The organism is Phocaeicola faecicola (genome assembly GCF_013618865.1).
Taxonomy (GTDB): Bacteria; Bacteroidota; Bacteroidia; order Bacteroidales; family Bacteroidaceae; genus Phocaeicola; species Phocaeicola faecicola.
Genome location: NZ_JABSOE010000098.1, coordinates 1 through 10,162, shown reverse-complemented (window position 1 = coordinate 10,162; position 10,162 = coordinate 1). Strand labels below are relative to the sequence as shown.

Sequence of the window (10,162 nt, the reverse complement as noted above, 5' to 3'; positions counted from 1 at the left end):
CAAAGAACGATTCAGATGCCATAAATTCGGTTTCGAAGATATGGTGATTCTTATTGCTTGTGGATTACACAACTTCAGAATCAGCCACAAAATGAGTCATATAACAAATTAATCTATATAATGTCTAGTATATCTCATATAAAGAAAATAAAGGGAAAGGATATGCCTTATTAACTGGTCTGAGATATGCTACAGAGAAAGGATTTGATTATGCTATCACTTTGGATTCTGATGGCCAACACTTTGCAGATGATATCCCAACCTTTATAGATAGAATTGAGAAAAAGCCTGGAAGCATTCTGATAGGGGCTAGAAACCTAAGGGCAGATAATATGCCTGGCAAGAATACATTCGCCAATAAATTTTCTAATTTCTGGTATAAGATAGAAACAGGAAATACACTCCAGGACACACAGTCCGGTTTCAGATTATATCCATTAAAATTGATAGAAGGAATACATTTACTGACGCGTAAATATGAATTTGAGGTAGAGATTATTGTAAGAGCAGCATGGAAAGGCATTAATGTTGAAAATGTACCTATCAATGTTTACTATCCTCCCAAAGAAGAAAGAGTTTCCCATTTTAGGCCATTAAGAGACTTTACTAGAATTAGTATATTGAATACTTTTCTGGTTATTTATGCATTGCTTTTCTACTATCCCTGTAAATGCTTGAAGTTTCTGACAAAAGAGAATATAAAGAAAGTTATTAAAGAGCAGATTATAAATAATAAGGAAAGCAATATGAGATTATCCATGTCGATCGGCTGGGGTATTTTCTGCGGTATAATACCGATATGGGGCTATCAGATGATATTTGCAGCAATATCAGCTCATATCCTCAAACTGAATAAGGTTATAGCACTGATGTTTTCGAATATAAGCATACCACCTATGATACCTTTCATTCTATATGGAAGTATGAAAATAGGATATGTCATTTATCCTTCAGATACAAAAATATCTTTTGATAACATTACATTCGAGAGTGCCTATACATCCTTATTTCAATATATTGTAGGAAGTATATTATTGGCTATCGTATCAGGATTAGTACTTTTCATTTTGAGTTACTTAGTTTTGGCAATAATAAGAAAAAAATAGAACGCATGTATAATAATATATTCATTCATATATATGACTGGTTTGAGAAACGTCGTATTCTTCTTTATTTTCTATTAATTCTTATAATTGGGGCAAGTGGTTTTTATGCTTCACAAATAAAGCTGCAAGAGAATATCTCCAGTTTTTTTGATGATGGGGATAAAAATGATAGCAACATTCTAGAGAACTTCAGGCTAAAGGACAGGATATTGGTTATGGTTTCCGGTTCGGAACCTGATGAAATAGTTGAAACGGCTTCATCCTTTTCAGACAGCATACAGCCTCTTATTAGTAAGGGACTGGTTAATGCAGTAATAACTGGTGTGAATCAGGAAATAATAAATAACAGCTCAGATTTTATTTACAAATACCTGCCTATCTTTCTTGAAGAGAATGATTATATCCGAATAGAGAATGATTTAGCGGACAGTTGTATAGAAAAGTCCTTGAACCGATATTACACCTTGCTGACATCCCCATCTGGCTTTGCTTTAAGTGATATTCTGCACAAAGATCCCCTTAATCTTGGGACTCATATGTTGAAAAAGTTTGAGCGATTCAGTGTTGATTTCGATTACGAGATTTACGATGATTATATCTTTAACAAAGATATGACGACACTATATATGTATTTGGAGCCTACAAAAAGTATGACGAATACAGGTGAAAATGAGGAACTTGTAAGAGAACTTGAAAAAAAATGCAATCAACTTTCAAATGACCAGATTAAAGTTGAATGTATAGGAGGGCCAATAGTAGCAGTGGGAAATGCAAGACAGATAAAGAATGATACAGTACTAACTTTGTCTCTTGCATTTATAATAATTCTCCCTTTACTTTACCTGAGCTTCAGGAATAAATTAAGTCTTTTATTCATTATATTGCCACCAATTTTTGGAGCAATATTAGCACTGGCCATTATATCTGTAACGAAAAGTTCTATATCTGCAATAGCAATTGGAGCAGGAGCTGTTGTATTAGGTATTTCATTAAGTTACTCCATACATATAATATCACATAACAATCATATTAAAAATCCAAGAGATATTATAAGGGATTTGGCTTATCCTCTTACTGTAGGTTGTTTTACAACCATAGGAGCATTTATAGCTTTAATGTTCACAGATTCGTCTTTACTGCAAGACATGGGGCTTTTTGCATCATTAACGCTTATTGGAACAACTGTATTCAGTCTGGTCTTTTTACCGCATTTCCTTAGATTTAACAATAATAATAAAACCAGTAAGTTATTAAGAGGAATTGAAAAATATAATGGTTATGCTTTTGAGAAAAACAGATATATAATAATCGGGGTAGCTGTTGCCACAATTATATGCCTTTTTCATTACAACAAGGTAGAATTTGACAGTGATATGTCTTCTATCAATTTTGAAAGCCCTTCCATCAAGGAAGCAGAAAAAAAAGCCACATCTATATTGGGAAACAGCAAACAACAAATATATATCGTAACAAGTGGAAATGATCATAAAGAAGTAATAAAAGCATATACACAACTTCATGAACTGTATGAATCCTTAAAGAACGAGGACTGCATAGATAAATATACAGATATAAAGGACTTCATCATTGATGATGAAGTTCAAAAGGCTCGTATATCTAAATGGTCACAATTTTGGAGTAAGAGAGCCAATGAAAGTATGATTAAGGTCATCAAAGCTGGAGAGTCATTCGGCTTTAATGAGACAGCTTTCGATGAACTGAAGAAAACCCTGAGTCAACATTATGAAGTTTGTGATTATAATATGCATGATTGCGGCAAATCAATTCTAGACGATTGGATATATACATCTTCTTCATCTCTTACTTTGATAAGTAAAATTTCTATACAACAGAAAAATAAGGACAAAGTTTATAAGGAAATAAGCAATATTGAAAATACAACAATTATTGACAGGGCATATTTTTCTTCTAAAATGATAGAAACAACTAGTAATGATTTTAATTTTATACTACTGGTAACATCATTTTTAGTATTCTTTACCTTACTCGTTACTTACGGAAGAATAGAAATAGCCATACTTACATTCTTACCTATGTACATAAGCTGGATAATAATATTAGGTATCATGTCCTTATTAAATATAAAGTTTAATATAGTAAATATTATACTGGCAACATTTATCTTTGGTATAGGAGATGACTTCAGTATATTCACTATGGATGGTTTGCTGAACAAGTATAAGAATGGAAGCAAACTATTCGAGGCTCATAAGTCTGCTATATTCTTCTCGGCACTGACTACAGTCATAGGAATGGGGGTCCTTGTTTTTGCAAAGCATCCAGCTCTTCAATCAATTGGTGCAATTTCGGTCCTTGGTTTGTGTATAGTTGTTATTGTTTCTTATACAGTCCAACCGTATTTATTTAATTTACTGATTTTAAGACCAACTCAACGAGGAGGGCAACCTTACACTATATTATCATGCATTAATACTATATATGCGTTCTTATATTTTACAATAGGATGTATAATCCTTAATGCTATTTATGTTCTCCTTAAATTTACATTTATTAGTGATAAACGCAAGCGGAGTGTATTCCATTATATAATCTATTATTTTATTAAGATATTCCTTAAGTCAATGTATATGGTGAATACGAAATACCAGAATATTAAGGAAATTGACTTTAACAAACCTTCTGTAATAATAGCAAACCATCAATCATTTGTAGATATATTGATACTTCTATCTCTATCACCAAAGATTGTCATGGTAACAAAAGGATGGGTATGGAAATCACCGGTATTTGGCCGTATTGTCCAATATGCAGGTTTTTATACGGTAGAAGAAGGTTATGAAAAACTGGTTGATTCTTTATATCCTCTAGTTAAAGAAGGCTACTCTATTGTTGTTTTCCCGGAAGGAACACGTTCTGACGATTGTGAAATAAAGCGTTTCCATAAGGGTGCTTTCTATTTGGCAGAGAAACTTCAATTAGAGATAAAACCTTTGGTAATTTATGGAACAGGGCTGATATCTTCAAAAAAACAGCCGTTCTATATTAAAAAGGGAAAAATAATTGCCAAATTTATACCTAATTCAATAGATTCAGAATTATCAAGAAATACAACTTATCAGGAGAAAACCAAATATTACAGAAAACTATTCTTGCATGAATATAATATCCTTAAGGAGCAATATAACAGAGCAACCAACGATTATTATAAAAAACTGCTTATAAAGAACTATATATACAAAGGACCCGTTTTAGAATGGTACATGAGAATTAAATGTAAGATGGATGGCTATTATAATTTTTGGGACAGGAAACTTCCACGTGAGGCTAGGATAGTTGATATTGGATGTGGATATGGACAGTTATGTTTCATGTTGGGACTTCTTTCGCCCAAGCGTGAAATAATAGGTATCGATTACGATTCAGACAAGATAGAACTGGCTAATAATAGTTTCTTGGCAAACGAGAAAATCCGCTTCTGCCAAGGTAATATGCAGGATGTTATATTGCCGGAATCGGATGCTTTTATTTTTAATGACTCATTGCATTACGTCAACCCATCATGCCAGGAAAGAATATTGAGCCATTGTGCATCAAGACTTAACCCCAATGGTGTAATATTGATAAGAGAAGGAGATTCTTCTAAGAAGACTGAGCATCAGACTATTATTAAATCAGAAATATGGTCAACCAGAATAATAAAATTCAATAAGACGGAAGGTCCTTTAAATTTTATTTCTTCTAATTGGATCAGGCAATTCACCAAAAGGTACAATCTGAATTTAAAAATTGAACAATGTGATAGAAAAACCTCTCAAACTATTTATATAATAACTAAACCATAAATAATGGATAAATTCGATGTAGTCATAATAGGAGGAGGTCTAGGCGGACTTTCTTGTGGTACGATACTAAGTAAGGAAGGTCTTAGTGTCTGTATTCTGGAGCAACAGAAGCATGTAGGAGGATGTTTGCAATCCTTTAGAAGGAAGGGGTACAGTCTGGATACAGGAATGCATTATGTAGGTAGCCTTTCGGAAGGAGACACTTTGTATCAATATTTTAAATATTTTGGAATACTTGACAAAATTAGGTACCAGAAACTTGATACAGATGGTTTTGATGTGATAAATCTAGGTAATGGAAAAGAATATAGCCATGCTATAGGTTATGACAGATTCATAGAAACTTTATCACAGAGTTTTCCAGAAGAGAGGGAGGGCATAGCAGAGTATGTTTCTATATTACAACGTATAGGACAAAATATTAAGCCGGATATACTTAAAAAAGGCCATATTTCAAGTGGTGGTGAAGAATATATGGGTATGTCGGCATATCAGACTATAGATAAGCTCTTTAAATCTGACTTGCTTAAGAATGTTATAGCCGGAAATATACCATTGTACGGATATGACAAAAACAAGTCATCATTGTATGAGCATGGAATGATTCATAATTCAAATATAGAGGGAGCTTATAGGTTTGTGGAAAATACACAGCACGTAGCCGATGCTTTTTCTGATGTTATAAGAGCCAATGGTGGGCAATTGATATGTGGAGCAGAAGTAACAGGTATTGATGTTGGTGGAGGTAAAATAAACAGTGTTGAGATTAATAATGGAACGATTATTGAAACCAAAAATGTCATATCTGCCATTCACCCTGCAATAACCATGTCACTATTGAAAAATAACACGGTAATAAAAAAAGCATTTATGACTAGGGTAAATTCATTGGAGAACTCGTTTGGCTTATTTACGACTTATCTGCTTTTAAAACCAAATACATTTAAGTACATAAACAAGAATTACTATTTGTATAATACTCCTGATGTGTGGAATAAATTTGCAGATTATAAATCATGTAACATACCGGTTATATTATTCTCATGCCAGAATAATGCAGACAGTGAGTATGCTTCTGTTATAACATTGATGACACCAATGGACTTCAGCTTAATTTCAAGATGGGAAGATTCTAAAGTAGGAGAAAGGCCTGCGGAATATTTAGATTTCAAAGAGCGTTATACAAACGCTATGATAGAATTTGTGTCAAAATATTTCTATGGTTTGAAATCCTGTATACAATATATATACTCAACGACTCCATTAAGCTACAAGGATTATAACTCTATGCCGAAAGGCAGTGCGTATGGAATAATTAAAGACTTCAATAATCCAATGGTAAGCCATTTATCACCGAGAACAAAAATAAATAATTTATATTTGACGGGGCAAAACCTGAATGTTCACGGATGTCTAGGAACAACAGTCTCGGCTGCAGTAACTTGTAGTGAAATATTAGGTAAAGAGTATTTAGCAAAAAAAATTGGTAATGAATAAAACTGGCATATATAAGAAAGTATTTAAAAGGATACTATGGGTCATTATACTGATTGTCCTTCTTACGGTATTAATACCGGTAACAGTCGGTATTTACTACTTTAACAAGGCCGATTTCAAATGTCCGAGTGATAGTGTATACACAGAGAAGTATCATGTTAAATCTGTAGGTGACTCTATAAAGTATATTGAGCATGATTTGTTGCATAGAAATAAATATGGATTATGGGAAGTGTATATTAGTGGCTCTCCTTTAGAAAGAGGAACAAAATATGGAGTTTTGACAAAAGATTTATTGCAATATCAAGAGAATGTTTTTGTAGAGCAGATTAAGGAATTCATACCATCGGACTTTTATTTAAATTTCCTGCATAAACTTATAGCTGTGTTCAATTGGAATATGGCTAGCTATGTTCCTGAGGAGTATAGAAAAGAGATTTATGCAATATCTCAATCATGTAGTCATGAATTTGACTCTTTTGGAACACCATATGAGCGACAAATAAATTATCATGCGGCACATGATATAGGACATGCAATGCAAGAATATATGCTTGTTGGATGTAGTTCTTTTGCTGTATGGAATGAGAATACTTCTGATTCAACTCTGCTGATAGGAAGAAATTTTGACTTCTATGTAAATGATAAATTCGCAAGAAATAAAATAATCCTCTTTATGGAACCAGAAAAGGGGTATAAGTTTGTATCAGTATCTTGGCCTGGAATGATGGGAGTTGTATCCGGTATGAATGAAAAAGGTCTCACTATAACCATCAATGCAGCAAAGGGAGCAATCCCCGTAACATCAGCAATGCCAATATCCTTACTGGTGAGAGAAATTCTACAAAATGCATCAACTATACATGAGGCTTACCAAATAGCTCAGGAACATAAAACTTTTGTATCAGAATCTATGCTTATCGGTTCAGCTATTGATAGAAGTGCAGCAATTATCGAGAAATCTCCCAGTAAAATTTCTCTTTACCGAGAAAACGATAATGATATAATTTGTACGAACCATTTTCAGTCTAAAGAGTTTATGATTGATTCTTACAATATAGATAACATAAACAATACTGATAGCAAATATAGATATGACAGGCTTTCGGAGCTAATCAAGGAATCAATACCATTGTCTCCAGATAAAGCTGTTACTATTTTAAGGGATCGAAAGGGGATAAATAATAAAGATATAGGATTGACTAATCAGAAATCAATTAATCAATCAATAGCACATCATTCAGTAATCTTCAAACCGGAAGAATTAAAGATATGGGTATCTACTGAACCATGGCAAAGTGGAACATTTTTGTGTTATGATTTGAAAGAGGTTTTTGAGAATCCTAATAAACTTGTAGAGAGAAATGACAAGCAGCTAACAATTCCTGCTGATACTTTATTTTTAGAAAACTATTATCACGATATATTGGAATACAGAAAGCAGTTTAAGAAAATAAGGGAAAGTATTAGCGGTGGGTTGGTAACTCCTGTTCAAGAGATACATAGATTTATAGAACTTAATCCTAATTATTATGAAGTCTATGATATTATTGGAGATTACTATAAAGAAATGAAGAATATAGAAAAAGCGGTAGAATATTGGAAAAAATCTCTTGATTACGAGATTCCTTCTACTTATGAATTAGAGAAAATAAGAAATAAAATAAAAGATTATGATAAAGAATAGTAAATTGCATTATTCTTCTGAATCTGATATTATCAGTTTCCAAGAAGAAAGATTAAAGGAAACATTGGAGTACATCTCGCACCATTCTCCATTCTATAAGAGAATGTTTAAAGAAAATAACATAGATATCCGCAAGATAAAACAATTGTCTGATCTTCACAAATTACCTGTTACAACGAAAGAGGATTTACAGAAACGTAACAATGAGTTTCTGTGTATAGCTAAAGAAAGTATAATTGATTACGTTACCACGTCTGGAACATTGGGAGAACCTGTAACTTTTGCTCTTTCTAATAATGATTTGGACCGATTGGCCTATAATGAAGCAAGTTCTTTTACAATGGCCGGATGTAAGAAAGGAGACATCATACAACTTATGACAACAATAGACAGAAGGTTTATGGCTGGCCTTGCATATTTCTTGGGTGCACGTGAGTTAGGATGTGGAATTATACGTGTTGGGAACGGTATTCCTGAGTTGCAATGGGATACAATTCAAAGAGTTTCTCCAAATGTATGTATTGTTGTACCTTCATTTCTGATGAAACTAATCAAATATGCAGAAGAGAATGGAATTGACTACAATAATTCCTCATTAAGAAAAGCAATATGTATTGGAGAGGCATTAAGAACACCAACAGGTGAATACACTACGTTAGGAAAAAAAATATCAGAGAAATGGCCTAATTTGGAACTTTTTTCAACTTATGCTTCTACGGAAATGCAATCGTCATATACCGAATGTAAAGAACATAGCGGGTGTCATATACCTACGGATCTTATAATAGTTGAAATGCTCGATGACAACAATAATCCTGTCGCAGATGGTCAGCCTGGAGAGGTTACGATTACAACTCTTGGAGTTGAAGCCATGCCATTGTTGCGTTTTAAGACAGGAGATATATGTATCAGACAAAGTAGCAAATGCTCATGTGGACGCAATAGTGCAAGATTAAGTTCTGTTATTGGAAGAAGGGGGCAGATGATTAAATTTAAGGGAACAACCTTATACCCACCTGCATTATTTGATATTTTGGATAATATACCTGAGGTTGAGAACTACCTTGTTGAAGTATTTACCAATGCACTTGGTACAGATCAGGTTCAAATTAAAATAGGATGTAAAAATCAGAATGATGCATTTATCAAGCAAATAAAAGATGTATTTCGCTCTAAAGTGAGGGTTGCTCCAGATATTTGTTTCGTCCCCGTTGAACTTATCGCAAGGCAACAACATCCTGAAATGAGCCGAAAACCTATTAAGTTTTTTGATTTGAGAAATAATTAGTATATTTGTGTATCTTATAATTATCTCATAGTTAGTAATTTAATTTTTAAAAGTTATGAAGAAGAAAATTTTATTTTCACTCTTGCTTTTATTTAGCATGTTGGTAGTTAATGCAAAAAGTTCAGAATGTGTGTATGTATATGGGGTTGATTATTCATCCGTAAAGGTATATGCTGCTGAAGAAACAGTAGAACAGTTTAAACATGCATTCGAAGGCATAAATTTTCTGTTAATGAATGAAGCTAAAAAATATGATTTCACTGATATAGTGGGTGAAAACAATAAATTAAAACTAGAAATGATTTTTAATTCCATTAAGGAATGTGATTTCTCTAATATTAAGACTCTGGATAAAGATATTGAACCAATAAATATAGCTGAAAAAATAAAGGGTTATCCAATAAAGGAAACGTCTGGAGATGGTTTTATTGTTATTGCTACTTTGTTGGATAAATCTACGAATAAAGCAACTTACAAAGTAGTCCTTTTTGATATAGAAACAAGAGAAATAATAAGGGAAAAGGAATTTACAAGTAAAGCAGGAGGTTTTGGATTGAGAAATTTTTGGGCTAAGACTATATACACATTAACAAAGAAGTTTAAATTTGAGAAAAAATAGTTTGTTTCAATATATTGAAGTGATTTAAACTTATGTATATCAATTAAAATGTTGTCAAACAGCGTACAAATAGAATTATTCATTATATTATGGGTGACCAAACTCATTCATAATAAACAACCTATGTACGCTGTATTGGAC

At 32.8% G+C, this 10,162-nt stretch carries 6 protein-coding genes; all 6 read left to right on the top strand.

The genetic code is table 11. The features are described 5' to 3' along the window. Positions 1 to 131 precede the first annotated feature (131 nt). From H3001_RS17885 to H3001_RS17860, 6 genes are read left to right on the top strand one after another with little or no spacing between them, the layout of a single operon-like run. Positions 132 to 1,106 carry a DUF2062 domain-containing protein gene (locus tag H3001_RS17885; RefSeq protein ID WP_317170794.1) on the top strand — a complete coding sequence of 325 codons (975 nt, stop codon included), beginning with the start codon at positions 132 to 134 and terminating at the stop codon, positions 1,104 to 1,106. Positions 1,107 to 1,111: 5 nt separating this feature from the next. Beyond that, entirely contained in the window at positions 1,112 to 4,930 is a 3,819-nt protein-coding gene (locus H3001_RS17880) for a trifunctional MMPL family transporter/lysophospholipid acyltransferase/class I SAM-dependent methyltransferase (protein ID WP_181215674.1), read from the top strand. Between the two features lie 3 nt (positions 4,931 to 4,933). After that, on the top strand, positions 4,934 to 6,427 hold the full coding sequence (locus tag H3001_RS17875) for a phytoene desaturase family protein (RefSeq protein ID WP_181215673.1): 1,494 nt from the start codon (positions 4,934 to 4,936) through the stop codon (positions 6,425 to 6,427). Beyond that, positions 6,420 to 8,114, top strand: coding sequence for a C45 family peptidase (locus H3001_RS17870; protein WP_181215672.1), 1,695 nt, complete (start codon positions 6,420 to 6,422; stop codon positions 8,112 to 8,114). Before H3001_RS17875 ends, H3001_RS17870 begins: the two co-directional genes overlap by 8 nt. After that, complete coding sequence (locus tag H3001_RS17865) at positions 8,101 to 9,402, top strand: phenylacetate--CoA ligase family protein (protein ID WP_181215671.1); 1,302 nt, start codon at positions 8,101 to 8,103, stop codon at positions 9,400 to 9,402. Before H3001_RS17870 ends, H3001_RS17865 begins: the two co-directional genes overlap by 14 nt. A 55-nt stretch (positions 9,403 to 9,457) precedes the next feature. Continuing rightward, positions 9,458 to 10,021, top strand: coding sequence for a hypothetical protein (locus H3001_RS17860; RefSeq protein ID WP_181215670.1), 564 nt, complete (start codon positions 9,458 to 9,460; stop codon positions 10,019 to 10,021). The last annotated feature ends 141 nt before the right edge of the window (positions 10,022 to 10,162 follow it).

What these genes read in the sequence shown, in the direction of transcription:
- H3001_RS17880 (WP_181215674.1), top strand. Translation starts at nt 1,112, where the DNA reads ATGTATAATAATATATTCATTCATATATATGACTGGTTTGAGAAACGT.
- H3001_RS17875 (WP_181215673.1), top strand. Translation starts at nt 4,934, where the DNA reads ATGGATAAATTCGATGTAGTCATAATAGGAGGAGGTCTAGGCGGACTT.
- H3001_RS17870 (WP_181215672.1), top strand. Translation starts at nt 6,420, where the DNA reads ATGAATAAAACTGGCATATATAAGAAAGTATTTAAAAGGATACTATGG.
- H3001_RS17865 (WP_181215671.1), top strand. Translation starts at nt 8,101, where the DNA reads ATGATAAAGAATAGTAAATTGCATTATTCTTCTGAATCTGATATTATC.
- H3001_RS17860 (WP_181215670.1), top strand. Translation starts at nt 9,458, where the DNA reads ATGAAGAAGAAAATTTTATTTTCACTCTTGCTTTTATTTAGCATGTTG.